Below are 23606 nucleotides of genomic sequence, written 5' to 3' on the forward strand. Positions count from 1 at the left end.
CCGCCCGGGTCGGCGCCGGCGGCGGCGTCAGGACGCGTCGCCGCCGGCGGAGGCGCCGTCCTTCTCGGTGGTGGCGTCGGCGGTGGCCAGGGTGCCTCCCGCGCTCTCCAGGTGGGCGCGGACGAACCACTGGAACTGCTCGAGGTCGCGCAGCTGCTCGATCAGCAGGTCCTCGGTGGCCGGGTCGATCTCACCGGCGACCTTCACGGCGTCGCGCAGGGACTCGAGGAGACCGGTGTAGACGACGTCGAGGGCCCCGAGGTGGGCGATGGCGTCGGCGCGGCCGATGGAGTAGTCGTCCCAGGTGCGCTCCTTGACCAGGGCGCCCGGGGTGCCCTGGGCGATGCCGCCCAGGGCGGCGAGGCGCTCGGCGACGTCGTCGGCCATGTCGCGGACCCGGTCCACCTGCGGGTCGAGCATCTCGTGGACCGCGATGAAGTGCGGCCCGACGACGTTCCAGTGGACGTGCTTGAGCGTCAGGTGGAGGTCGTTGAGGGCGTGCAGCCGCAGGCGGAGCAGGTCGATCAGCTTGCGGGCGTCGTCGGTGCTCAGGCCGGGAACGGTGTACTTCGGGGTGGGAACGGTGGCCATGGCGGTGGTGCCTCCTTGGGTGATCGTCTGGTGATGTTGGGCTCGTGCCCCGGGCGGGCGATCCCATTCGTCCCGTTTCGGCCGACGGCCGGGGACCGTTTCGCCGGCCCTCGGCGGGAGGCCGGGCACGAGCGACGGCGGCGGCGGGCCGCCGCCGTCACGCGCTGTGCCGGTCAGACCGTCGTCGGGAACCTCTCCCAGACCCGGTGGCTGCCCATGAGACGGCTGAGCTTCTCCAGGGTGGCCGGGCCGTCGGTGCCGACGACGACGCCGGGGGCGTCGGCCGGAACGCCGGCGGCTGCCAGGGCGGCGTCGCCGCCGCCCCAGGCGCCGATGGCCTTGCCGTGCCGGAACGCCTCGGCGAGGAGCAGCGCCACCCGGGGGTCGACCGGACCGGCCTGGCCCGCGGTCGGGGTGGCCTTCGCGTCCCGGGCGCCGAAGGCGTCGTTGCCCACGGCGGGCGCCCCGACGACCATCACGGCGTCGAACTCGGTGGAGCGTGCCGTGACGAAGGTGCGCTGGGGCTTCAGCCCGCCGCTGCCGAGCGGGCCGCCGGTCGGGGCGACGATCAGCGGCACCATGCCAGCGCCGAGGACGGCCTCACGGACCGTGGCGACGCCCTCCAGGTCGGCGTCGGGCGCGGCGACGATGCCGATCATGCGGCCGTCGGCGGGCCAGACCTCGCCGACCTGGGAGAGCGCCGGGCTGGGCCGCACGTCGGCGAGCGGCACGGTCGGCTCGGGCGCCGGGAGGCCGAGGCCCTCGGCGACCTTGGAGCACAGCACCGGGTCGATGTTGGCCAGGACCTGGAGGTTGCGCTCCTTGATCGCCTGCTCGTAGCACTTGCCCAGTTCGAAGGTGTAGGCGGCGATGATGTGCTCGCGCTCGATGGGGCTCATGGAGAGCCAGAAGCGCCGCGGCTGGCTGAAGTGGTCGTCGAAGGTCTCGGACTGGGCGCGGACCTTGGCCGCCTCGGGCAGGTGCACCGGCACGTCGACGAAGGCGCCGGCGTCCGCTCCGGCCGTGAACGGGCAGCCGCCGTCGAGGGAGTTCGGCCGGTAGGGCGCCACGCCGCGGTGGACGGCGGTCTGGTGGTAGCCGTCGCGCTGCATGTCGTTGACCGGGACGTGGGTCCGGTTGATCGGCAACTGGTTGAAGTTGGGGCCGCCGAGGCGGGTGAGCTGGGTGTCGAGGTAGGAGAAGAGGCGGCCCTGCAGCAGCGGGTCGTCGGTGACGTCGATCCCCGGGACCAGGTGGCCGACGTGGAAGGCGACCTGCTCGGTCTCGGCGAAGAAGTTGGAGGTGTTGCGGTTGAGGGTGAGCAGACCGATCGGCTGGACCGGGGCCAGTTCCTCGGGAACGATGTTGGTCGGGTCGAGCAGGTCGATGCCTTCGAACAACTGGTCAGGGGTGTCGGGGAAGGTCTGGATGCCCAGCTCCCACTGCGGGTAGGCGCCCGCCTCGATGGCGTCGAACAGGTCGCGGCGGTGGAAGTCGGGGTCCACCCCGTTGATGATCTGCGCCTCCTCCCACACCAGGGAGTGCACGCCCAGCTTGGGCTTCCAGTGGAACTTGACCAGGGTGGTCTCGCCGGCCGCGTTGACCAGCCGGAAGGTGTGGACGCCGAAGCCCTCCATCATCCGGTAGGAACGGGGGATGCCCCGGTCGGACATGTTCCACAGCGTGTGGTGGGCGGCCTCGGTGTGCAGGCTCACGAAGTCCCAGAAGGTGTCGTGGGCGCTCTGGGCCTGGGGGATCTCGCGGTCCGGGTGGGGCTTGCCCGCGTGGATGACGTCGGGGAACTTGATGGCGTCCTGGATGAAGAAGACCGGGATGTTGTTGCCCACCAGGTCGAAGACGCCCTCGGTGGTGTAGAACTTCGTCGCGAACCCCCGGGTGTCGCGCACCGTGTCGGAGGAACCACGGGAGCCGAGGACGGTGGAGAACCGGACGAAGACCTCGGTCTCGACGTCCTTGGCGAGGAAGGCCGCCTTGGTGACGGAGGCGGCGGTGCCGTAGGACTGGAAGACCCCGTGGACGCCGGCCCCGCGGGCGTGCACCACGCGCTCGGGGATGCGCTCGTGGTCGAACTGCATGATCTTCTCGCGCAGGTGGTGGTCCTGCAGCAGGACGGGGCCCCGCGGGCCCGCCTTCAGCGAGTGGTCGGTGTCGCGGAGGCGGACGCCCTGCGCGGTGGTCAGGTAGGCGCCGCCCTGGGCGACCTTCGCCTGGTCGACGCCGGTGCTCTGGCCGGTGGGCGACACGGTGGCGGGACCCCGCTGGTCGGCCTTGGGGGGCAGCGGCTCCCTGGGCTCGGTCGGTTCCGCGACCGTGGGCGACTCGGGGCCGGGCTTGCCGGGCACGCCGTCCTGCGGTCCCGTGACGGCCGGATCGCCGGTGATCTTCTGGGCAGCCCTCTTGAGGGGGTTGCTCTCGCTCATGCCTGGTGGATTCCTTCGCTCTCGCCTGTCGCGGGCCGCCGGAGGCGGCAGGACCTCACCTGATCTGGTGACACGGAGCGAGGGAACAAAACATGAAATCACCGGGATGATTTCAGCATGCAGCCATTCGCCGACGGCGCGGCGCGGCGGCCCGGAGGAGCCCCACGACGGCGGTACGATGATCACGCCACCTCTGTGCGGCGGTACCCGCATAAGCCGAGCTTATGGGTCCATAAAGTGGACCCGCATTCAAGGTAAGGCTTGCCTTAGCTTAGGCTTCCCGACGAGGAAGTTCACCGCTCGAAGGGAAACCGCACATGTCCCGCCCCCTGCGGGTAGCCATCGTCGGGGCCGGTCCCGCCGGCATCTACGCCGCCGACGCGCTGCTCAAGTCCGAGGTGGCCGCCGAACCCGGCGTGTCCGTCGACCTCTTCGAGCGGATGCCCGCCCCGTTCGGCCTCATCCGCTACGGCGTGGCGCCCGACCACCCGCGCATCAAGGGCATCATCACCGCCCTGCACCAGGTCCTCGACAAGCCGCAGATACGTCTCTTCGGGAACGTCGACTACCCGAACGACATCACCCTGGACGACCTGCGCGCCTTCTACGACGCGGTGATCTTCTCCACCGGCGCCACGGCCGACCGCGCGTTGCCGATCCCGGGCGTCGACCTCGACGGCTCCTACGGGGCCGCCGACTTCGTCTCCTGGTACGACGGTCACCCGGACGTCCCGCGCACCTGGCCGCTGACGGCCGAGAAGGTCGCCGTCCTCGGCGTCGGCAACGTGGCCCTCGACGTGGCGCGCATCCTGGCCAAGACCGCCGACGAGCTGCTGCCGACCGAGATCCCGGCCAACGTCCACGAGGGCCTGAAGCTCAACCGGGCCAAGGAGATCCACGTCTTCGGGCGCCGCGGTCCGGCGCAGGCGAAGTTCAGCCCGATGGAGCTGCGGGAGCTGGACCACTCCCCCAACATCGAGGTCATCGTCGACCCCGAGGACATCGACTACGACGAGGGCTCGATCGCCACCCGCCGGGGCAACAAGCAGGCGGACATGGTCGCCAAGACGCTGGAGAACTGGGCGATCCGCGACGTCGGCGACCGCCCGCACAAGCTGTTCCTGCACTTCTTCGAGTCGCCCGTGGAGATCCTCGGCGAGGACGGGAAGGTCGTGGGCCTGCGCACCGAGCGCACCGCCCTGGACGGCACCGGCAACGTCAAGGGCACGGGCGAGTACAAGGACTGGGACCTCGGCGCCGTCTACCGCGCCGTCGGCTACCTGTCCGACGCGCTGCCCAAGCTGCCCTGGGACGAGGCCACCGGCACCGTCCCCGACGAGGGCGGCCGGGTGATCGAGAACGGCGAGCACCTGCGGTCCACCTACGTCACCGGCTGGATCCGCCGCGGTCCGATCGGTCTGATCGGGCACACCAAGGGCGACGCCAACGAGACGGTGTCCAACCTGCTCGACGACCACGCGAACGGCCGGCTGCACACGCCGTCCTCCCCCGCCCCCGAGGCCGTGGAGGAGTTCCTGGCCCGGCGGGAGGTCCGGTACACCACCTGGGACGGCTGGTACCGGCTGGACGCCGCGGAGAAGGCGCTGGGCGAGCCGCAGGGCCGTGAGCGCGTGAAGATCGTGGAGCGCGAGGACATGCTGCGGGCCAGCGGCGCCTGATCCGCGCCCCCGCCGGCCGACGCGCGTCGAAGGGCTCCCGGTTCCGGCCGGGAGCCCTTCGGCGTGTCCCGGCGGACTCGGGGCAGGCGGTGCGGGACCGGGGCGGCCCGATGTGGCAGCGTGATCGGGTGACGCCCCGTCGAAAAATCCCGCACGGCCCCCGGGCGTGCGACGAGGAGGAGAGACGATGTCGAAACCGCCGCTTCCCGAAGCAGCGATCACCATGCTGGAGAAGCCCAACCCCGCGGTGATCACCACCGTCCGGGCGGACGGCCAGCCGGTCTCCGCCGCCACCTGGTACGTCTGGGACGACGGCCGGGTGCTGGTCAACATGGACGAGGGCCGCAAGCGGCTCGAGCACATCCGCAACGACCCGCGGGTGACCCTCACCGTCCTGGACGAGGCCAACTGGTACTCCCACATCACCCTCATCGGCAGGATCGCCGAGATGCGCGACGACACCGACCTGTCCGGCATCGACCGGCTCTCGCGCCACTACCTGGGCAAGCCGTACGCCGAGCGGGAGCGGGGCCGGATCAGCGCCTGGATCGAGATCGACCGCTGGCACGGCTGGGGCTCCTTCCGCGACAGCGACCAGGCCGCCGGCTGAGGCCGCCCCCGCGGGAACGCCGGGCGCCCGCGCCGGTGGTGCGGCCGCCCGGCGTTCCCGGCCGGGCCCGGAGGCGGGCCCGGCCGGGGGCTCAGGCGCGGCCCTTCTCCTTCAGGTACTCCTCGACACCGGGGGCGACGGCGGCCTCCTCGACGATCTCGGCGCCGCCGAGGGCGTCCTTGGACGGCTTGAGCACGTAGTTCTCCACCGCGGCCGGACGCTCGACGTCGCTGAAGTCCTGCGGGGTGCCGAGACCGGTGTCGGCGTCGGAGAGCTGCCGGTGGGCCGCGACGACGTCCTCACGTGCCAGGCTGCCGCCGTCGCAGGCCTTCTCCAGGGCGAGGCCCAGGAGCTGGGCGGTGTTGTAGCCGGAGAGCACACCGGTGTCGACCGGGGCCTTCGGGTAGACCTTCCGGTACTTGGCCACCATCTCCTTCACACCGGGGATGTCCGCGTTGACCGCGGGAGCGGCGCTGATCATGTGCAGCATGCCCTCGAGGGCCGGGGCGGCCTCGGAGGCCATCAGCTGCGGGGAGTAGCCGGGGATGTTGGAGACGACCGGGACCTGCAGACCGCGGGAGGCCGCGACGCCGACCAGCGACGCGGTCTGCACCGGGCCGGCGCTGATCAGGATCGCCTTGACCCCGGCCTTCTGCAGGGCGGCCACCTGGGCGGACAGGTCCTGGTCGGTGGGCTTGATCTTCTGCTCGACGATCTCCAGGCCCGCCTTCTGCGCCGCCCACTTCGAGCCCTCCAGGGCGTTGGCGCCGTAGTCGCCCTCGAAGTGGACGTGGCCGATCCTGTCGCCCTTCCCGATGCCCTTGGCGCTGGTGAGGAAGTCGACGGCGGCGATCATGTCGACGTCGTAGGTGGTGCCGGTGACCTGGACGGGCTCGATGCCCAGCAGGGACGCGGACCAGGCCTGCGGGTAGGTGAGGATCCGGTCCTTCTCGATGTCGTCGACCAGCGCGGCGACCACCGGGGAGCCGATGACCTGGGAGAGGGCGACGGAGTCGGGCGCCACCTCGGAGTAGGCGGCGACGGCCTTCTGGACGTCGTAGCCGTGGTCCTTGACGTTGATCTCGATCTTGCGGCCGCAGATGCCGCCCTCGGCGTTCACCTCGTCGGCCCACATCTTCTGGGCGTTGGTGATGGACTCGCCCAGAGTGGCGTACGGGCCCGTCAGATCGGTCAGGGAACCGATCGTGATCGTGGTGTCGGTGACCCCGGGGCCGCCCTTGACGCCGTCGGCGCCCTCCTCGCCCTCGGGGTTCTCGGCCTTGCTGCTGCAGCCCGCGACGAGCAGCGCCGACAGGGCCGCGGCGACGGTGATGCGGGTGGCGCGACGGTGCGCACGGGGCGTTGCGTTCACGGGGTGTGCTCCTTGACTGGAACGGAAGGGGCGGTGGTGGTCGGTGCGGGGGTCACGGGCTCGGCGGGCCCGGGTCCGTGGGGCGGTGCGGGCGGCTCGCGCCGCAGCCGTGACCGCAGCCGCGACCGGAGCCGCCGGGCGAGTCCGTGCAGGCCGTCGGGGGCCCACAGCAGGATCACGACGATCGCGGCGCCGTACAGGTAGCGCGAGGCCTCGGTCGGGCCGAGCGAGCCGTCCGGTGAACCGGGGGCGGCGACCAGCGGGAGCTGGTCGGCGTACTTGGCCATCACCAGCGGCAGGGCGGTCACGAAGAACGCTCCGGCCACCGCGCCGCCCACCGACCCCAGACCGCCGATGACGATCATGGCGAGGTAGTCGATGGAGAGGACCAGGCCGAAGTGGTCGGGCACCACGCGCCGGAAGGACAGCGCGATCAGCACCCCGGCGAGGCCGGCGTACATGGAGGAGACCACGAACGCCGAGGAGCGGTGGCGGGCCACCGGGACGCCCATCACGGACGCGGCGGTCTCGCTGTCGCGCAGCGCCGCCAGGGCCCGGCCGGGGCGTCCGCGCAGCAGGCCGCGGGCGGTGAACCAGGTGAACGCCAGCAGGACCAGGCCGAAGTACCACAGGCGCTCCTCCGCGCCGAACGGCACGCCCAGCACGACGAGGTCGTCCCGCCCGGAGTCGAGGACGAGGCCGCCGATCTCCATCGGCTCCACCGAGCGGCCGTTGAAGCCGCCGGTGACGCCGTCCAGGGTGAGCATCAGGTGGTGGCCGATGAAGACCAGCGCCAGGGTGGCGATGCCCAGGTACATGCCCTTCACCCGGCCGGCGACCGGGCTGAAGAGGCCGCCGGCCGCTCCGGCGAGCAGCACGGCCAGCACCATGGCGACCACCGGCGGGAGGCCGGGGCCGGGGTCGCCGGAGAACCAGACGTAGCCGTAGGCGCCGACGGCCAGGAAGAAGGCGTGGCCCATGGAGAGCTGGCCGGCCGTCCCGGACAGCAGGCTCAGCCCGATGGCGCCGATGGCGGCGGCCATGGAGAACAGCCCGATCCGCAGCCAGTACGACTCCAGATAGAACGGCAGGGCGCACAGGACGAGCAGCGGGACCACGGCCGCGGTCAGGCGCGGCAGGTGCTTGGCGGCGTCAGACACGGGCCGCTCCCTTCGCTCCGAAGAGTCCGTTGGGCCGCACCAGCAGCACCAGGACCATGACCACGTAGGGGGCGACGTCGCTCAGCCCGTCGCCGAGGACGTGCAGGTCGCTCTGGTAGGTGATGACGAACGCCTCGGTCAGGCCGATCACCAGGCTGCCCGCGAGGGCGCCGACCGGTGAGGCGAGACCGCCGAGGATCGCGGCCGGGAAGGCCTTGAGGGCGATCTGTCCGGTGGTGCGCTCCAGGCCGGTGGCCGGGAAGGCGGCGAGGAAGACCGCCGCCAGGGCGGCGAGGGCGCCGGCCAGGCACCAGGCGAGCATGCGGGTCCGGCCCAGCCGGATGCCCTGGAGGGCCGCCGCCTCGGTGTCCTCGGCCGCGCACCGCAGCGACAGGCCCCAGCGGCTGTACCGGAAGAGGGCGAACACGGCGCCGATGACCAGTGCGGAGACCGCGACGGCGGCCAGCCGGCTGTCGGGGACGGTCACCGGCCCGAAGGTGCGGACCCGGTCGCCCCACGGATCGCCGAGGGAGAGCAGGTCCCCGCCGATCCGGCGGGCCAGGTCGGTGACGAGGAGGATGTCGACGCCGATGGTGACGATGGTGGCGACGTGGGCGGCCCTGGGGTCCTGGGGCAGGCGCTGCAGCAGGACCCGGTCGACGACGCCGGCCAGCGCCGCGGTGGCGAGGACGCCGGCCGCCAGGGCCCCGGCGAAGCCCAGGTGCTCGTGGAGCACGGCGGTGAGGTAGCCGCCGAGGAGGAGCATGGAGCCGTGGGCGAAGTTCATGACGTGCGACGCCTTGAAGATGATCACGAAGCCCAGCGCCACCAGCGCGTAGACCGCTCCGAGGGCGAGGCCCGCCAGGAGGGTGTCGAGCAGGCCTGTCATGCCGCTTCCTTTCCGGGCGTCGCGGGACCGGGCGTCCCGGGACCGGGCGTCGCGGGACCGGTGCCCCCGGCGCCGGTGCCCAGGTAGGCGCGCAGCACCTCGGGGTCCCGGCGGACCTCGTCGGGGGTGCCGTGGGCGATGCGCCGTCCGAAGTCGAGGACGGTGACCTCGTCCGCGAGCCGCATCACCAGGCCCATGTCGTGCTCCACCAGCACGATGGACAGCGGCAGTTGTGCGCGCACGGTGCGGATGACCTCGACGGCCTCGGCGCGTTCGGCGGTGTTCATGCCGGCGACGGGTTCGTCCAGCAGGAGGACCCGGGGCTCCAGGCACAGGGCGCGGGCCATCTCGACGCGCTTGCGGTCGCCGTAGGACAGCATGGCGACGGGTGCGTCGAAGTGGCGCTCCAGGCCCACGAGTTCGGCGATCTCCCGGGCACGGGCCAGGTGGGCGCGCTGTTCGCGGACGGCGTGCGGCAGGTGGAGCGCGGAGGAGACGAAGCCGGCACGGGTGAGGGCGTGCCTCCCCAGCATCAGGTTGTCGCCGACGGTGCCCTCGGTGGTGACGATGTTCTGGAAGGTCCGCGCGATGCCCAGGGCGGCGATCCTGTGCGGGGCGAGGCCAGTGAGCCGCTGCCGGCCGTAGCGGACGGTGCCGGAGGCCGGCCGGTGGAGGCCGGAGAGGACGTTGAAGCAGGTGGACTTGCCGGCGCCGTTGGGGCCGATCACCGCGTGGACCGAGCCGGGCGCCACGGTGAAGGACACGTCGTCGAGGGCGGTGAGGCCGGCGAAGCGGACGGTGACGCGGTCGACCTCGAGGGGCTCGGGCGCTTCGGCGGCCCTGGTGGCGGTCGTGCCGGTGTTCATGCCGCACCCCTCTCCGTGCCGCCCGGGGCGGCGCCGTCCGTCTCGGGCGTCTCGCCGGTCCCGCCGGTCTCACCGGTCTCGCCGAGGTAGAGGCGGCGGACGGCGTCGGTGCGGGCGAGTTCGCCGGCCGGGCCGGAGAGGCGGACCTCGCCGACCTCCAGGACGTATGCGTGGTCGGCGAGGGCGAGCGCCATGCCCGCGTTCTGCTCGACCAGGAGGACGGAGGTGCCCTGGGCGTTGATCTCGCGGACCACCTCGGCGATCCGCTCGACCATCTGCGGCGCCAGCCCCAGCGAGGGCTCGTCGAGCAGGAGCAGTCCGGGGGCGGCCATCAGGGCGCGTCCGATGGCCAGCATCTGCTGTTCACCGCCGGAGAGGAGGCCGGCCTGCTGCTTGGTGCGCTCGGCCAGGCGGGGGAAGAGGGCGAAGACGCGGTCGCGGCCCTCCCTGATCCGCTCGGGGGTGCGGCGGCCGAGGCCGAGGCCGCCGGAGCGCAGGTTCTCGTCCACCGTGAGACCGGCGAAGACCCGCCGGCCCTCGGGCACCTGGACGACTCCGGCGCGCACCGCGGCCACCGGGTCCTGGCCGTCGAGGACGGTGTCGCCGTAGCGGACGGCGCCCGCGGTGACGGCTCCGCGGTGCAGGCGCAGGGTGCCGGACACCGCGCGCAGCAGGGTGGTCTTGCCGGCGCCGTTGGCGCCGAGCAGGGTGACGACGCTGCCGGGCGGCACGTCCAGACTCACGGAGCGCAGTGCGGAGACCGCGCGTCCGTAGGTCACGTCGAGGTTCTCCACCCTGAGGGTGGACGCCTCGTCGGATGCTCGGGGCATCACTGCTCCTTGGTTGCGTGCCGCGCGACCGGGGCCGGGGCGGGGGCCGGAGGGGCCGGGCCTTGGCGGGACCGGGGCCTGGGCACGGGGGTCGTCGTTCGTCCGTGCGGGTGTTCCGTGCGGTTGTCCCGTGCGGAAGTGGTGCTCAGACCAGCACGCGCGGAGGGTGCCGGTACAGCGGAAAACCCGTGCTCGCGGCGGTGCACCAACGGTTGCGGGGGCGGGTTGTGCGCGTGCCCAGCGGGTGTCGCGCAGGTGCGGCCGGCGGTGCGCACGGCTGTGCCCCGGACCGCGGTCGGGCGGTCCGGGGCACGGTGGTGCGCGGCGGCCTCCGCGCGGTTCGCCGTCGGTCAGGGGCGCAGCAGGCGGCGGGCGGCGAGGGCGAGGCTGACCTGGACGACGTCGGCGGGGCGGGTGAGGGAACGGCCGGTGAGCTGCTCGCAGCGGCGGAGCCGGTTGAGGACGGTGTTGCGGTGGCAGTAGAGGCGGGCGCCGGCCCGCTGGGCGGATCCGTCGCATTCCAGCCAGGCGGCCAGGGTGTCGAGGAGCAGGTCGCGGTCGGAGGGTTCCAGGCGCAGCAGCGGGCCGAGGACCTCTTCGGCGAGGGCGCGGCCGAGCTCCGGGCTGGACAGCAACAGGGCGGAGGGGAGTTGTTCGTGCAGCCGGACGGAGCCGCCGTCCTCGGGACAGATGCCGAGCGCGGCGTCGGCGTGACGGCGGGCGTCGCCGAGCGCGGCCAGGCCGTCGACGGGGAGGCCGACCCCGATGCGGGCGCCCCGGTGGGCGTCGGGGGCGGGGGCGAGGCGGCGCAGGGCGTCGTCGGTCTCGAGCAGGACGATGCCGTGGTCGACGTCGACGCCGGTGTGCCAGTGGACCCGCATGCCGGCGGGGACGGCCGCGGCGCGGGCCGCGGCGCTCTCGGCGGCGGCGCCGGCGTTGACCGCGACGACGGCGTAGCGGCCCTGCTCGGGCAGTCCGAGGGCCTCGGCCGCCTCGGGGAGGTCGGCGATGCGGCTGGTGCCGTCCAGCAGGGCGGCGGTGAGCAGGCGGAGCCGGTTCTCGCGCCGCCAGGCGAGGCGGCGTTCGACCTGCCGGTAGGCGTCGGCGACGAGGGTGCAGTGTTCGTCGACGAAGTTCCAGACGTCGGCGGCGACGTGGACCAGGAGCCTGACGTCGTCGGGCGCCCTGCGGGAGGTCTCCTCGACGAGGGCCTGCCAGACCAGGGCCCCGCCGAGGCGGAAGGCGTGCAGCAGGGCGTCGAGCGGGAAGCCCCGTTCGGCGCGGGTGGCGCCGATCCGCCACGAGCAGCGGCGGGCCTCCTCGCGGGCGGTGCGCGGGTCGAGCAGGGAGGCGACGCTGTGCCGCAGGGAACCGTGGGCCTCCTGCCAGGTGGCGTTGGGGTCGGTCTCCATGGCCGCGCGGTAGGCGGGTTCCTGTTCGCGCAGGGCGGCCACCAGCCGGTCGGTGAGGTCGGGCAGTTCGTCCTGGATGGCCCGGGCGCCCCGGTGCAGCACGCGGAGCGCCTCCGCGTCGGTCAGCGACCGGAAGCGTGGTGCGCGCGGCCGCGGCACGGCGGGTGCCGTGGGGCGCAGGGCTCCTCGTGACCGTACGGCTTGGTACATCGCGATCCTCCTCCGAGGTCGGCTCTCCCCGGCAGTACGCGTGCGGCGCCCGTGGGCCGCGGCCCCGCGGTCCGGGGGCCGCGGTGCGGCCGTCACCTGACTCGTCCTGCCACGAAGAATGACATACCGTCCGGTCGGTCCCTAGGGGTGTGCGGCTAGTTGCTCATTTGTTACCGACGGGTCTCCGGGGTGGTGCGGGCGGTACGGCCGTCCTCGCCGCGCTACTGTTCCCGGCCGACCAGACGGGCGAGTTCGACCCGGGAGCGGACGCCGAGGGCCGCGAAGATGTTGCGCAGGTGGTGGTCGACGGTGCGGGTGCTGACGGACAGGCGCTGGGCGACCTCCCGGTTGGTGTCGCCGGACGCCACGCAGCGGGCGATCCGCTGCTGCTGGGGCGTCAGCCGGGCCAGCGCGCCGTCCTGCGGGGCGGCCGGGGCCTCGCCGTTGGCCCGCAGCTCGGCACGGGCCTGGTCGGCCCAGGCGCCGGCGCCGCAGCGCTCGAAGACGTGCAGGGCCTCGCGGAGCCGCCCGCGGGCCTCCCGGGGGCGGCGGCGACGGCGCAGCCACTTTCCGTAGAGCAGCTGGGTGCGGGCCTGCTCGAAGTCGCCGTCGGCCTGTTCGTGCAGCTCGAGGGCCTGCCGGTAGAGGGTGTCCGTGCCGTCGGGGTCGTCCGGCGCCGCCAGCAGGGCGCGGCAGCGGGCGAGCTGGGCGGGGGCCTGCCGGTCGGCCCCGAAGTCGGCCCAGAGTTCGAACTCGTCGGCCACGAGGCGGGCCTCGTCGACGCGGCCGGCGAGGACCGCCGCCTCGACGAAGCAGGGCATCACCAGCGCCCGTACGGCGAAGTGGCCTCCGGTGCGTCCGGGCCTGACCAGCGGGCCGAGCCGGGCGGCGGCCTCGGAGGGGCGGCCGCGGCCCAGCTCGGCGCGTCCGGCGGCCCACTCGGCGAGGGTGGCGGTCTGGGCGAGGCCGTGGCTTCGCGCGGTGGCGAGGGCGGCGGACGCCTGCGCGGTCACCTCGTCGACGTCTCCCTCGATGGAGGCGGCGAGGGCGAGGATCGCCCGGTGGTGGGCCGCCGTGTTGCGCCGCCGGGAGTGGAGGGCGCTGCGCAGGCCCTCCTCGGCGTGGGCCCGGGCCCGGGCGTGGCGGCCGGCCCGCAGTTCGGCGTAGGCGAGGTATTCCAGGGTCTGCGGCACGAAGGCCTCGTGGCCCCGGGCACGGGCCGCGGCCAGGGCGCGGGCGCCGGCGCGGCAGGCGGTCTCCACCTCGCCGAGGAGCAGCGCGGCGGTCGCGGCGCGCCGCAGCGCCTCGGGTTCCTCCTGGGTCCAGCCGTGGTCGAGCACCCGGCGCAGCGGCCGGGCGGCGTCGGCGAGGCGGGCCTCGAGGATGGCGCGCATGCCGGTGAGGTAGTCGCGCACCGGGTCGGGCCGGCCGGGGCCGGGCGTGGGCGCGGTGGCCGAGGCGGTGGCGACCGCGGACAGGCAGCCCGTCAGGTCTCCGGCGGCCCAGGCGGCGTCGGCGGCGGCGACGGTGGCGGCGAGTGCCAGGGCGGGCGCCTCGCCGGCCAGCAGGGAGCGGGCGAACAGCAGCGAGGCGTGGGCGTCGGCGACGGGGCCGTCCCCCAGCGTCATGACGCCGCGCAGGAGTTCGGCGCGGCCGCGGACGGTGGCGCGGGCGTCGGGACCGCCGGCGTCGGCGAGCAGGCCGCGGGCCTGTGCGGGACGTCCCGCGATGAGGGCCTGTTCGGCGGCGGCGGTACGGCGTTCGGCCCGCAGGGTGGGGCCGGGGGTGAGGTCGGCGGCGCGGGCGAGGGCGGCGGCGCGCTGGAGGTGGGAGGCGTCGGTGGCCGGGTCGAGCGCGGCACGGGCCAGGTCCTCGGCGAGGACGGGATCGGGGGCGGTGACGGAGTGGGCGAGGTGGAGCAGGGCGGGCAGACGGTGGCCGTCGGCGGTCAGGACGGCGGCGAGCGCCCGGTGCGCGGCGCGGCGGCGGTCGGGGCGGGCGGTGGTGTGGACGGCGCGGCGGACGAGGGTGCCGGTGAAACGCAGCCTGCCGTCGGCGAGCACGATCAGGTCGGCGGCCTGCCGGTCGCAGGCCGGCGGCGCGGCGGCTTCGCCGAGTCGGGCCGCGGCGCGGAGCACCAGGTCCGCGTCGACCCCGGTGCGTCCGTCGGGCGGGGCGGTCTCGTGCGCCACCGCGGCGGTGAGCAGGAGGTCGTCGAGGCCGGCGGGCAGTCCGGTGAGGCTCTCCCCCACCACCGAGGCCAGCACGCCCGCGTCGGCGAGGGGGCGGGGCAGCGGAGCGGCGCCGGTCAGTTCCTCGGAGGTCAGGCGCCGGACCAGGGCGTGCAGCAGGGCGGGGTTGCCGTCCGCCTCGGTGAGGAGTTCCTCGCGGACGCCGGGGTCGACGCCGTCGGGGAGGAGGTCGGCCAGCAGGGCCTGGGCGGCGGGCCGGGGCAGGGGGCCGAGGCGCAGGACGGGCAGCCCCGCGAAGTCGGGGTCGGCGGCGCGGTGTCCGGCGACGGAGATCAGCAGGCCGACCCGGCCGGCGGCGTGCAGGCGGCGGGCGGCGAAGCCGAGGGCGGCGCGGGAGGGGGCGTCCCAGAGGTGGGCGTCGTCCACGCAGAGCAGGAGGGGACCGCCCGCGGCGGCGGCTCTCAGCAGGTCGAGGAGCCCTTCGGGGGTTCTGGGGGTGCGGCGCAGGCCGGCTCCGGTGCGGGCGGCGGCGCAACACACGGCGTGCACCCCGCCGTAGGGGAGGCGGGACTCGGCGGCGGCGGCGCCGACCCGCAGGACGGGGCCGGCGTCGAAGGAACGGGCGACGTCCTCGAGGAGGGTGGTGCGCCCGAGTCCCGGTTCGCCGGCCAGGAGGAGGACGGCGCTGTCGTCCTCCAGACGGTTCGTCAAGGTGGCGGCGGCCGCTCGCAGTTCCTCGCCACGGCCGTGCGTTCGCGGGGGGTTGATGACGGTCGTCTGTCCGGTCATTCCCGCGATGTTACGGAGGAGTAAAGCCCGCCGGAAGTCCGGGGTCCGCTCCTCGCGGAGCGGGTGTGTGGTGTTCCACGGCGGGCCGCGGCGGTCTGTGCGCCGGCACACGTCCGCGTCCCCCGGGCCGCGGGGCGCCGGACGGCCCCGGGGTCTCCGGGAACGCCGGACGGCGGCCGCACGTCCCGCGCGCGGCCGCCGTCGCGGTCCCCCGGGTTCAGAAGGCGCAGGTGTTGCGGTACTCCTCGACGTCGCTGAAGAGTCCGGTGCTGGGGCCCGGGCAGAGGAACTGGGAGTAGCGGGTGTCGTTGTCGACCCACCGCTTCAGCCAGGAGATGCTGTACTTCGCGATCGTCGTGTTCGACGTGTTGGGCGCGAAGTGGCTGGCGCCGTTCAGCTCCAGGTACGCCTTCTCGGTGGTCGAGGGGATGCTGCTGTAGAACGGCTCCGAGTGCGAGGCGACCGGGGCGACGCTGTCGGACTCCGCGCCGAAGATCAGGGCGGGCGTCCGGATCTCGGACCAGGTCTTGTCCAGGTTCCACGGGGTCATCGGGATGATGGCCTTGATGGACGGCCGGTCCTTGGCCGCCTCCAGGGTGCCGCCGCCGCCCATGGAGTGGCCCATCAGGGCGACCCGGGTGGCGTCGACGCGGCTGCGGGCCGTGCTGCGCTGCGTCAGGTAGTCGGCGGCCGCCAGCATCTGGTCGCCGCGGGAGGCCGGCTGGTCCATCGTGGTGTTGGTGTCGATGGTGAACACCACGAAGCCCTGGGAGGCGAGCCGCTCGCCGAGCCACGAGATGGACGACTCGTAGGCGGTGAAGCCCGGCGTGATGACGACGGCGCCGAAGGTCCCGTCGCTGGTGGTGGTCGGGTAGTAGATGGTGCCGCCGCCGAAGCCGGTCACCGCCAGGGACGAGACGGAGGTGCTGGAGACCGAGTAGGGGCCGCGCAGGGCCTCGATGCTCGAGTTGGTCGGGGCCGGGCCGCGCTCGTAGGGGTTGTCGGCCGCGGTGGCGCCCGGAGCGGCGAGGGTGCTGAACGCGATGGCCGCGGCCACCGAGGCGGACAGGCCGGCCACGCGGCCCAGACGCGTCCGACGGTTGACCGGCGTGGGGGGAGCGTCGTTGGACGCGCTGCTCTGCGAGTTCTGCACGACGAGTCGTCCTCTCTGACGTGGCAGACGCCTTGGCGGTCGCGGCACGCGTCGTCCTGACGTGTCCGCGCCACCGGCTGCGCTGCCGCTGACTGGCAACGCCACTGTCGGGCCGTCCGCCGGACGCGTACATCGGCAAAATCACCGGTGTCGGCGCACCGCGCCCGTCGCCGCGGTGTCCGCTCCCCCGGCGGGCGCGGCGCGCGGTCCCCTGGTTCACGGGGCCGGGACGGGGGAGGCTGTACGCGGCCGCCGCGCGCTCCGAGGGCCCGCGGCGCCGGTCCGTCCCGCCGTCGTGCCATGAGGAGTCAGACCGTGCACCCTGTCGTGCCGGCGCTCGTGGAGAGCGCCCCGTTGACCGTCGCCGACGTGCTGCCCCGGGCCGTGGCGGCCGGACTGGTGGGCCCGGACCGGCCGGTGGCCGGGTTCCTGGACACCGCGGGTGTCCTGCGGGCGGTCGAGGGACTGCGCGCGGCGTTCTCCGGGGTTCCCGAGGTGCTGCACACCTTCGCCGCCAAGGCGTGTCCGCTGGTCCCGGTGCTGCGGCTGATGGCGGCGGCCGGGATGGGGTGCGAGGTGGCGAGTCCCGGGGAGCTCCGGCTGGCGCTGGCGGCCGGCTTCCCGCCCGGACGGATCGTGCTGGACTCCCCGGTGAAGACCGAGGCGGAGCTGCGGGAGGCGCTGGAACTGGGCGTGGCGGTGAACGCGGACAACCTGGCGGAGGTGGAGCGGATCGCCCGGCTGCGCCGGCCGGACTGCTCCTCCGTCCTCGGCCTGCGGGTCAATCCTCAGGTGGGCGGGGGCGCCATCGCGGCCACCAGCACCGCCACCGAGCACTCCAAGTTCGGTGTGGCGCTGCGCGACGCCGGGGCGGCGGAGCGGGTGGCGGACGCCTTCGCCCGCCATCCCTGGCTGACCCGGCTGCACGTCCACGTCGGTTCGCAGGGCTGCCCGCTGCCGCTGATCGCCGAGGGCGTGGCCGCCGCGCACCGGCTCGCGGCCGCGGTCGACGCCCGGGTGGGCGAGCGGCGGGTGACCGGACTGGACATCGGCGGCGGACTGCCCGTCAACTTCGCCGACGACCGGGTGACGCCGACGCACGCCGAGTACGCGGCCGCCCTCCGGGAGGCGGAGCCCGCGCTGCTGGACGGCCGTTACCGCCTGGTCACCGAGTTCGGCCGGTCGCTGCTCGCCAAGAACGGCTTCCTCGCCGCGCGGGTGGAGTACGTCAAGGACGCGGGGGGCCGGCGGGTGGCGCTCACCCACGCCGGTGCGCAGGTCGCGACGCGCACCGCGCTGCTGCCCGACGCCTGGCCGCTGCGGGTCTCCGCCTTCGGGCCGGACGGGCGGGCGAAGACCTCGGCGGCGCTGCGGCAGGACGTCGCGGGGCCGCTCTGCTTCGCGGGGGACGTGGTGGCGCACGGCAGGGAACTCCCCGAGCTCGCCGAGGGCGACTGGGTGGTGCTGCACGACACGGGCGCCTACTGCTTCACCGCGCCGTGGAGCTACAACAGCCTGCCCCGCCCCGCGGTGCACGGGTACCGGGCCGGGGACGGCGCGGGAGTGGTCTTCGCGACGGTGCGCGAGGCACAGCCGGTGGAGGAGATCCTGCGGGAGAACGGGCTCGACCACGCGGACGCGCTGCTGGACGGGCCCGGCGGCACGGCCGGCTGATCCGCGCGCACACGTCGGCGCCCGCACCGGAAACGGTGCGGGCGCCGACGAGGGAAAGGGTGTCGCCTGCCGGATCAGGTCGGGTCAGGCGTGGCGGTGCGAGCTTCGGTTGCCTGTCACGGCACGGTAGATCAGCAGCAGGATCACCGAGCCGACGATGGCGGCGATCCACGTGGAAAGGTCGAAGAAGCCGTCGATCGAGTCGACGCCGAAGATGACCTTGCCCAGCCAGCCGCCCAGCAGACCACCGACCACACCGATCAGCATGGTGATGATGATGCCACCGGGGTCGCGCCCGGGAAGCAGCGCCTTCGCGATGGCGCCGGCGATCAGGCCGATCAGGATCCAGGCGATGATGCCCACGATTCCTCCACAGTCATCCAGGTTGTCTGTCCTTCCTTCGGATGATCCGTACACGCCACGGCAAACCAACCAATCGCGCCACCTCCCCGGGTGATTACGGAGCGTGAGGCAACCAATCACCGGCCCGGTACGTATAAGTCCCTGGAGGCGGAGCGCCCGGCGGCCGAGTGGCGGAGCCGGGCGGGACGTGTCCGAACGGAGAAGGTGACGGACCGTCCCAGGGGAGGGACCCATGCGCATGTTCGCCCTCGACTACGCCCGGCCGGCGGAGGAGTCCGAGGTCACCGCCACCCCGGCCTACAGGTACGACCCGCTCCTGCAGCTGAACGTCCTCGACGACGGACGCATAGCCGCGCGCGACCGCGCACTGCTCCGCGAACTGGGGTCGACCACCTCCACCGCCGGTTCCAAGACCCATTTCGACGACTGACGCCGTCGGCGCGGGCGCGGAGCGATGACCGTACTGGTCTTGACATGTACACACGATGTGACGGCGGATCTGGTGGTGGACCGGCTCGACGCCCGCGGCGTCCCGGTCGTCCGCCTGGATCCGGCCGATCTTCCGGGAGCCGTCGGGCTGTCCGGGGAGTACGGGCAGGGCGGGCTGCGGGGCACGCTCTCGGCGGGCGGCCGGCGGGTCGGGCTGGGCGCGCTGCGGTCGGTCTGGGTGCGCAGGCCCGGGGTGGCGGGCAGCGGCGCGCCGGAGGCTTCCGCCTGGCTCACGCAGGAGGCGTCGCAGGCGTTGTACGGGATGCTGCGGGGCAGCGCGGCGCGCTGGATGAATCCTCCGGAGGCGGCGTACCTGGCACGGCACAAGCCCTGGCAGCTGCGGCTGGCGCAGGAGTGCGGACTGCCGGTGCCCGCCACCCTCATCACCACGGTGCCGGACGCCGCACGGGACTTCGCCCGCCGGCACCGGGACCTCGTGGTGAAGCCCGTGTCGGGGTCCCACCCGCAGGACCCTCCCCTGGTGGTGCCGACCAGCAGGGTGGCCCCGGACGCCGACTTCGACGCGGTGGCGCTGGGGCCGACGCTGCTGCAGCGACGGGTCGTCAAGAGCGCGGACGTACGGCTGACGGCGGTCGGCGACCGGCTGCTGGCCGCCCGGAAGGAGGTCTCCCCCGACGCGGCGCCGGAGGACGTGGACGTCCGCTTCGCCCCCTCCGCCCAGGCGTGGCGGGCCGTCGGCGTGCCGCGGTCCGTCGCGGCGGGCGTGCGCGGTTACCTGGACGCCGCCCGCCTCGCCTACGGCGCGTTCGACTTCGCGGAGGACGCCGAGGGCACCTGGTGGTTCCTCGAGTGCAACCAGTCCGGGCAGTTCGCCTTCGTGGAGCTCGACACGGGCCAGCCCATCACGGAGGCCGTGGCGTCCTGGCTCGCGCGGCCCGGACCGGAGCGCTGAGCGCTCAGGCGGTCGGCCGCGGGCCGGCGGAGCGGGGGCCGTCGCCCGGACGCCGGCCGGGGCGGGCGGATCCCGGGGAGCGGACCGGGAGGGCCGCGGGCCTCCCCGTCCCGTCGGCCGGTGCGTGGCCCGCGGACGCCGGGACGGCCCGTCCGCCGCCCGGAGGGCCCTCGGCGACGGGCGCCGTGGGCATCAGGCCGGCCAGCCGCCTGCCCGAGCGGCGTCCCTCCAGGTGGAGCCGGCCGACGTTGACCCGGTCGCCGGCGAGCAGGGTGAGCACCGCGGTCCCGCCCGCGGCGTAGGTGGCGACGTAGCCGTCGGACCCGCGGACCAGCAGTTCGCGGAAGTCACCACGCGCGGCGGCGCCGGAGAGCCGGGCGCCCACGCCCAGGGCGGCGGCGGTGAGCGCGGCGAGCCCGTCCGGCTCGGTGCCGGGTGGCGTCTCGTGGGCCAGCACCAGCCCGTCGGCACTGGCCAGCAGCGCCCCGGTCAGCTCCGGCACGCGGGAGCGCAGCCCGCGCAGCTCCTCCCTGATCTCGGCCTCGTCGATCCCTGCCGCACCGGTCATCGGCCCGCTCCCTTCGCCTCGTCCGTCAACGCCTTCGTCACTTCCCGCGTCACCCCCGCCGGTGACGAGCGGGTCGCCCGTCCCCCCGGCCCCGGGCGGACCGCCGCCCGCGCGCCGCCGTCCCGGCCGCCTCATCCGAGCACCAGCCGGTCCACGACCTCCGCCAGCCGGATCCGGGCCATCGCGAGGTTTCCCTCGGCCCGGTCGAGCCACAGGTGGAGGCAGACGCTGCTGTCGAACGCGGTGGGCACGAACCGCAGGACGTGGTAGGCCGAGGCGGTGGTGACGATCACGTCCTCGACCGGTGGCTCCTGGCCGGCTCCACCGGCCGCCTCCTGTCCCCCGCCGGCCCCCGGAAGGGCGTCCGCCGGGGCGAAGACACGGTGTTCGGCGCTGATCCGGGCCACCTCGGCGACCTCGGCGGCCGCGGTGTCCGGATCCTCGCCCGGGGCCTCGCCGACCGCGCCCAGGGAGAGGCCGCTGATCCAGTCGACCAGTGCGGCGCCCCGTGCGCCGGGCAGCCGGACGGCCTCCAGCAGGCTCTCGTCGATTCCGGGCACGCCGAATCCCCTCCCCCACCGATCGCGCGTCCGCGGACGCGACCAGACACTACGGAATGTGCCGCCCCCCGTTCGGGGCTTTGGCATTTTCATTTTGAACATGCACGTATTCGGATCGATTCGTTGTCATGACCGATCGCGCCCCGGGCCGGGCGTCCGGGTGGCGGCCACGGCCGGGGGGTGTCAGCCGACCCGGGCTGGATACGTGGTCCCCATGACTGACCCGACTGACGCGATGGACGGAAACGCCGACGGCCAGGAGTTCGGCGACGAGGTGTACCAGCCGCAGGACGGCCCGGAGGGGCGCGAGGACGACGGCATCCTGGACCCGGAGGACACCCTCAACGAACGGGAGACCGAGCCCTACGACGAGGGCTACTCGCCTCCGGAGCGGCCGTTGGGGGTGAACAGCCACGGCACCACGGCCCGTGAGCAGCGCGAGGGCGAGACGCTGGACGAGCGGCTGGCCGAGGAGCGGCCGGACCCGGCGGCCGCGCCCCCGGCGGAGGGCGACGGGGTGGGCGACCTGCCGGGCGGCGAGGGGGAACCCCTCGACGACCAGGTGGGCGAGGACCGCGCCGGGCGCCTGGTGGCCCCGGACGAAGGCGCCCGGGAGGACGCGGAGAAGGACATGATCGCGGAGGACGTCGGCATCAGCGGCGGCGCCGCCTCCGCCGAGGAGGCCGCGGTGCACCGGATCCCGGACGAGGACGAGCGGCCCCGGTGAACGACCGCGCGGGCGGCGGATGAAGGCTGTCCGCCGCCCGCCGCGTTCCCGGACGGTGGCGGGGCGGCCACGGTGCAGGGCCCGGCCGGCCCGGACGGTGAGCCGCACCCGCCGCAGCCGGCGAGGAGCGTCAGGCCACGGCCCCTCCCTCAGGCTCCCGGGGTCCGCGGCGAACCGTCGTGGACCCGGACCAGGCCGGTCAGCGGGCCGTGGGTGTGCCAGCCCAGGGCCTCGTACAGCGCCCGCCCCTCGGTCGTCGCGGCCAGCACACCCCTCGAGGAGCCCGCGGCGAGGGCGGCGTTCCCCAGCGTCCGCACGACCAGGTCGCCGAGCCCCTTGCGGCGGTGGTCCGCGGAGGTCTCGACCTGGTCGACCACGGCCGTGCGCCCGGGGCCGGGCACGGCGACCTGTCCACGCGCGGCGAACGCGCCGTCCCCGGTCCGGACGAGCACCCGGGTGACGCCGCCCCGCGTCCAGGCGCGCACCCGGTACCCACCGGGAGCCTCGGCCGCGGCCGGGCGCAACGGTGCCGACATCAGGAAGCCGTCGTCGTCCGGACGCCAGCCGGGCGCCGCCCAGGGGACGACCGCCTGCCGCGGCAGGAAGACCTTGAGCCAGGTGCCCGGAGCGGTGGCCGTCCCGGTCAGTCCGCGGACCAGCGCCTCGTCGGCATCGGTCAGCACGTGCCGGGTGAGCTGGCCGGCCAGTCCCACGTCGACGGTGAAGCCCCAGGGCTCGGCCACCGGCGGCGCGGCTCCGCGCGAGACGGCCCAGCCCTCCACCCACGAACGTACGAGTTCGGCATCCATCCGGATCCATTCGTAAGGGCCGAGAAGCGTAACCGCATATTACCTGGGCCACTTGGCCGGAGAGCGGTGACCGGTGACACGCCGGGCATCCGTCCTGTCCCGGCCCACCCGACGGGGGGCGTCAGCCCGCGAGCCGCTCCCGGAACCGACGGTCCGGCACGGCCGGGGCGAGCTGCCGCACGGTGAGGCTCACGACCGGGTCATGCCACCTCCGCCTCGGCCGAGCTGCTCGAGGAACTGGCGCTGGCCGTCCAGGAATCCGTCCGCGAAGAGCGAGCGCGGGGAGAAGAGCGCGGTGAGCGTGATCCTGAGGTCCGACTGCTCGACGGACCGCTTGAGCAGTGAATGGGTCGCGTCCGGGTAACGCTCGACCCTCGCCGCGCCGCCCGCGCCCAGCACCTTGCGGTAGACGCGCTCCGTTTCGGCGGTGTCCACGTTGACGTCCTGGCCCGCGAGGACCAGCAGCACCGGTACGCCGCGCAGGGCGCGGAGGTCCCGCGTGGCGTCCGCGGTCCAGTTCCTGGAGACGAAGCCCCAGCGATCGGCGGTCATGCCGTCCGCGTCGCCGCCCATCGCCCTGACGTACTCCTCGAAGGTCGCGTGGCGCTCCAGCAGTCGGCGGACGGCGTCGCTCCTGGCGACCTCCGCCTTGACGCGGGCCGCCGACGCGCCGTCGGCGCGCAGCTCGGCGAGGAGGTGGTGGCGGCCCTGCCGGAGCCAGTTGACCGCGGGTGAGACGGCGACGACGAAGCTCACGGGCGTCCTGGCGGCGACCTTCGGCAGGACCCAGCCCGCCTGGCTGGCGCCCCAGAGCCCGATCCGGTCACCGTCGACGTCCGGGCGGGCGCGCGCCCAGGCGATCGCGGCGGCCACCTCGTCGGCGCGGTCGTCCATGGACTGGTCGAGCCAGTCGCCGGGCGCGCCCGCGACGCCGGGCTTGTCCCAGGACAGGGAGGCGTACCCGGCCTTGGCGTTCGCCTCCCACAGGGGCTTGTAGCCGCCGTCGTGGGTGGCGTCGACAGGGCCGTCGCCGTGGACGTACACGACCAGCCCATGGCGCTCGCGGCCGTCCCTGGGGACGGCCAGGACGCCGTTGAGGGTGTGGCCGCCGTGACGGATCGAGACCCGCCGCTCGTCCATGTCGTAGGAGTTCTGCCACAGCACCGCACCGACGAGGCCGGCGGCCACGGCCAGGACCGCGACGAGCGACCACGCGGCGAAGCGGAGCCCGCGCCGCCGGGTCCGGGTCCCCGGACGCGCGGGACGGCTTCCTCTGCTCGGATTCGAGCGACCCAAAACTATCGTCATG

General features: G+C 74.3%; 21 protein-coding genes. 6 read left to right on the forward strand and 15 right to left on the reverse strand.

Going from position 1 to position 23606, the window contains the following annotated elements:
• Positions 1 to 27 precede the first annotated feature (27 nt).
• Complete coding sequence (locus A2U95_RS19840; RefSeq protein ID WP_166024399.1) at positions 28 to 591, reverse strand: Dps family protein; 564 nt, start codon at positions 589 to 591, stop codon at positions 28 to 30.
• A 173-nt stretch (positions 592 to 764) separates the two neighbouring features.
• Entirely contained in the window at positions 765 to 3032 is a 2268-nt protein-coding gene (locus tag A2U95_RS19845; protein WP_166024400.1) for a catalase, read from the reverse strand.
• Positions 3033 to 3349: 317 nt separating this feature from the next.
• Here A2U95_RS19845 and A2U95_RS19850 point away from each other — a divergent pair, with 317 nt between their 5' ends.
• Both A2U95_RS19850 and A2U95_RS19855 read left to right on the forward strand, forming a co-directional pair.
• Positions 3350 to 4711 carry an FAD-dependent oxidoreductase gene (locus tag A2U95_RS19850; RefSeq protein ID WP_166024402.1) on the forward strand — a complete coding sequence of 454 codons (1362 nt, stop codon included), beginning with the start codon at positions 3350 to 3352 and terminating at the stop codon, positions 4709 to 4711.
• A 187-nt stretch (positions 4712 to 4898) separates the two neighbouring features.
• Positions 4899 to 5321 (forward strand): PPOX class F420-dependent oxidoreductase, encoded by a 423-nt coding sequence (locus A2U95_RS19855; protein ID WP_166024404.1) that lies wholly within the window; start codon positions 4899 to 4901, stop codon positions 5319 to 5321.
• A 91-nt stretch (positions 5322 to 5412) separates the two neighbouring features.
• Here A2U95_RS19855 and A2U95_RS19860 read toward each other — a convergent pair whose 3' ends face one another.
• The 8 genes from A2U95_RS19860 to bdeA form a co-directional block, all read right to left on the reverse strand.
• Positions 5413 to 6693 carry an ABC transporter substrate-binding protein gene (locus tag A2U95_RS19860; protein ID WP_166024406.1) on the reverse strand — a complete coding sequence of 427 codons (1281 nt, stop codon included), beginning with the start codon at positions 6691 to 6693 and terminating at the stop codon, positions 5413 to 5415.
• Positions 6690 to 7853, reverse strand: a complete 1164-nt coding sequence (locus tag A2U95_RS19865; protein WP_166024408.1) for a branched-chain amino acid ABC transporter permease — start codon at positions 7851 to 7853, stop codon at positions 6690 to 6692. The genes A2U95_RS19860 and A2U95_RS19865 overlap by 4 nt, the downstream gene beginning before the upstream one ends.
• Positions 7846 to 8742 carry a branched-chain amino acid ABC transporter permease gene (locus A2U95_RS19870; RefSeq protein ID WP_166024410.1) on the reverse strand — a complete coding sequence of 299 codons (897 nt, stop codon included), beginning with the start codon at positions 8740 to 8742 and terminating at the stop codon, positions 7846 to 7848. The genes A2U95_RS19865 and A2U95_RS19870 overlap by 8 nt, the downstream gene beginning before the upstream one ends.
• A complete protein-coding gene (locus A2U95_RS19875; RefSeq protein ID WP_166024412.1) occupies positions 8739 to 9608 on the reverse strand; it encodes an ABC transporter ATP-binding protein in 870 nt (289 codons plus the stop codon). Before A2U95_RS19875 ends, A2U95_RS19870 begins: the two co-directional genes overlap by 4 nt.
• A complete protein-coding gene (locus tag A2U95_RS19880; RefSeq protein WP_166024414.1) occupies positions 9605 to 10438 on the reverse strand; it encodes an ABC transporter ATP-binding protein in 834 nt (277 codons plus the stop codon). Before A2U95_RS19880 ends, A2U95_RS19875 begins: the two co-directional genes overlap by 4 nt.
• A gap of 350 nt (positions 10439 to 10788) precedes the next feature.
• On the reverse strand, positions 10789 to 12060 hold the full coding sequence (locus tag A2U95_RS19885; protein WP_166024416.1) for a PucR family transcriptional regulator: 1272 nt from the start codon (positions 12058 to 12060) through the stop codon (positions 10789 to 10791).
• 221 nt (positions 12061 to 12281) lie between these two features.
• Positions 12282 to 15041, reverse strand: coding sequence for a helix-turn-helix transcriptional regulator (locus A2U95_RS19890; RefSeq protein WP_166024418.1), 2760 nt, complete (start codon positions 15039 to 15041; stop codon positions 12282 to 12284).
• Between the two features lie 217 nt (positions 15042 to 15258).
• Positions 15259 to 16194 carry a bis(hydroxyethyl) terephthalate hydrolase gene (gene bdeA / locus A2U95_RS19895; RefSeq protein WP_435839940.1) on the reverse strand — a complete coding sequence of 312 codons (936 nt, stop codon included), beginning with the start codon at positions 16192 to 16194 and terminating at the stop codon, positions 15259 to 15261.
• A 300-nt stretch (positions 16195 to 16494) separates the two neighbouring features.
• Here bdeA and A2U95_RS19900 point away from each other — a divergent pair, with 300 nt between their 5' ends.
• Positions 16495 to 17868, forward strand: coding sequence for a type III PLP-dependent enzyme domain-containing protein (locus A2U95_RS19900; protein WP_166024420.1), 1374 nt, complete (start codon positions 16495 to 16497; stop codon positions 17866 to 17868).
• Positions 17869 to 17952: 84 nt separating this feature from the next.
• On the opposite strand, the gene A2U95_RS19905 is transcribed toward A2U95_RS19900, so the two are convergent.
• Positions 17953 to 18231: a GlsB/YeaQ/YmgE family stress response membrane protein gene (locus A2U95_RS19905; RefSeq protein WP_166024422.1), complete on the reverse strand. Its 279-nt coding sequence runs from the start codon at positions 18229 to 18231 to the stop codon at positions 17953 to 17955.
• Between the two features lie 232 nt (positions 18232 to 18463).
• Between A2U95_RS19905 and tgmA the strand changes: the two genes are divergently transcribed.
• Both tgmA and tgmB read left to right on the forward strand, forming a co-directional pair.
• On the forward strand, positions 18464 to 18661 hold the full coding sequence (gene tgmA / locus A2U95_RS19910) for a putative ATP-grasp-modified RiPP (RefSeq protein WP_166024424.1): 198 nt from the start codon (positions 18464 to 18466) through the stop codon (positions 18659 to 18661).
• Between the two features lie 24 nt (positions 18662 to 18685).
• Positions 18686 to 19633, forward strand: coding sequence for an ATP-grasp ribosomal peptide maturase (gene tgmB / locus A2U95_RS19915; protein ID WP_166024426.1), 948 nt, complete (start codon positions 18686 to 18688; stop codon positions 19631 to 19633).
• Between the two features lie 4 nt (positions 19634 to 19637).
• Here the strand turns inward: tgmB and A2U95_RS19920 are convergent, their stop codons facing one another.
• Both A2U95_RS19920 and A2U95_RS19925 read right to left on the reverse strand, forming a co-directional pair.
• Positions 19638 to 20201 (reverse strand): roadblock/LC7 domain-containing protein, encoded by a 564-nt coding sequence (locus A2U95_RS19920; RefSeq protein ID WP_166024428.1) that lies wholly within the window; start codon positions 20199 to 20201, stop codon positions 19638 to 19640.
• Between the two features lie 131 nt (positions 20202 to 20332).
• Complete coding sequence (locus A2U95_RS19925) at positions 20333 to 20761, reverse strand: hypothetical protein (RefSeq protein ID WP_166024430.1); 429 nt, start codon at positions 20759 to 20761, stop codon at positions 20333 to 20335.
• Positions 20762 to 20996: 235 nt separating this feature from the next.
• On the opposite strand from A2U95_RS19925, the gene A2U95_RS19930 reads away from it, so the two are divergent.
• Positions 20997 to 21488, forward strand: coding sequence for a DUF5709 domain-containing protein (locus tag A2U95_RS19930; protein WP_166025406.1), 492 nt, complete (start codon positions 20997 to 20999; stop codon positions 21486 to 21488).
• A 149-nt stretch (positions 21489 to 21637) separates the two neighbouring features.
• On the opposite strand, the gene A2U95_RS19935 is transcribed toward A2U95_RS19930, so the two are convergent.
• Entirely contained in the window at positions 21638 to 22297 is a 660-nt protein-coding gene (locus A2U95_RS19935) for a GNAT family N-acetyltransferase (RefSeq protein ID WP_166024432.1), read from the reverse strand.
• Between the two features lie 189 nt (positions 22298 to 22486).
• Positions 22487 to 23605: an alpha/beta hydrolase family protein gene (locus A2U95_RS19940; RefSeq protein ID WP_166024434.1), complete on the reverse strand. Its 1119-nt coding sequence runs from the start codon at positions 23603 to 23605 to the stop codon at positions 22487 to 22489.
• Position 23606 lies beyond the last annotated feature (1 nt).

Source organism: Streptomyces chilikensis, assembly GCF_001642695.1.
Lineage (GTDB): Bacteria > Actinomycetota > Actinomycetes > Streptomycetales > Streptomycetaceae > Streptomyces > Streptomyces chilikensis.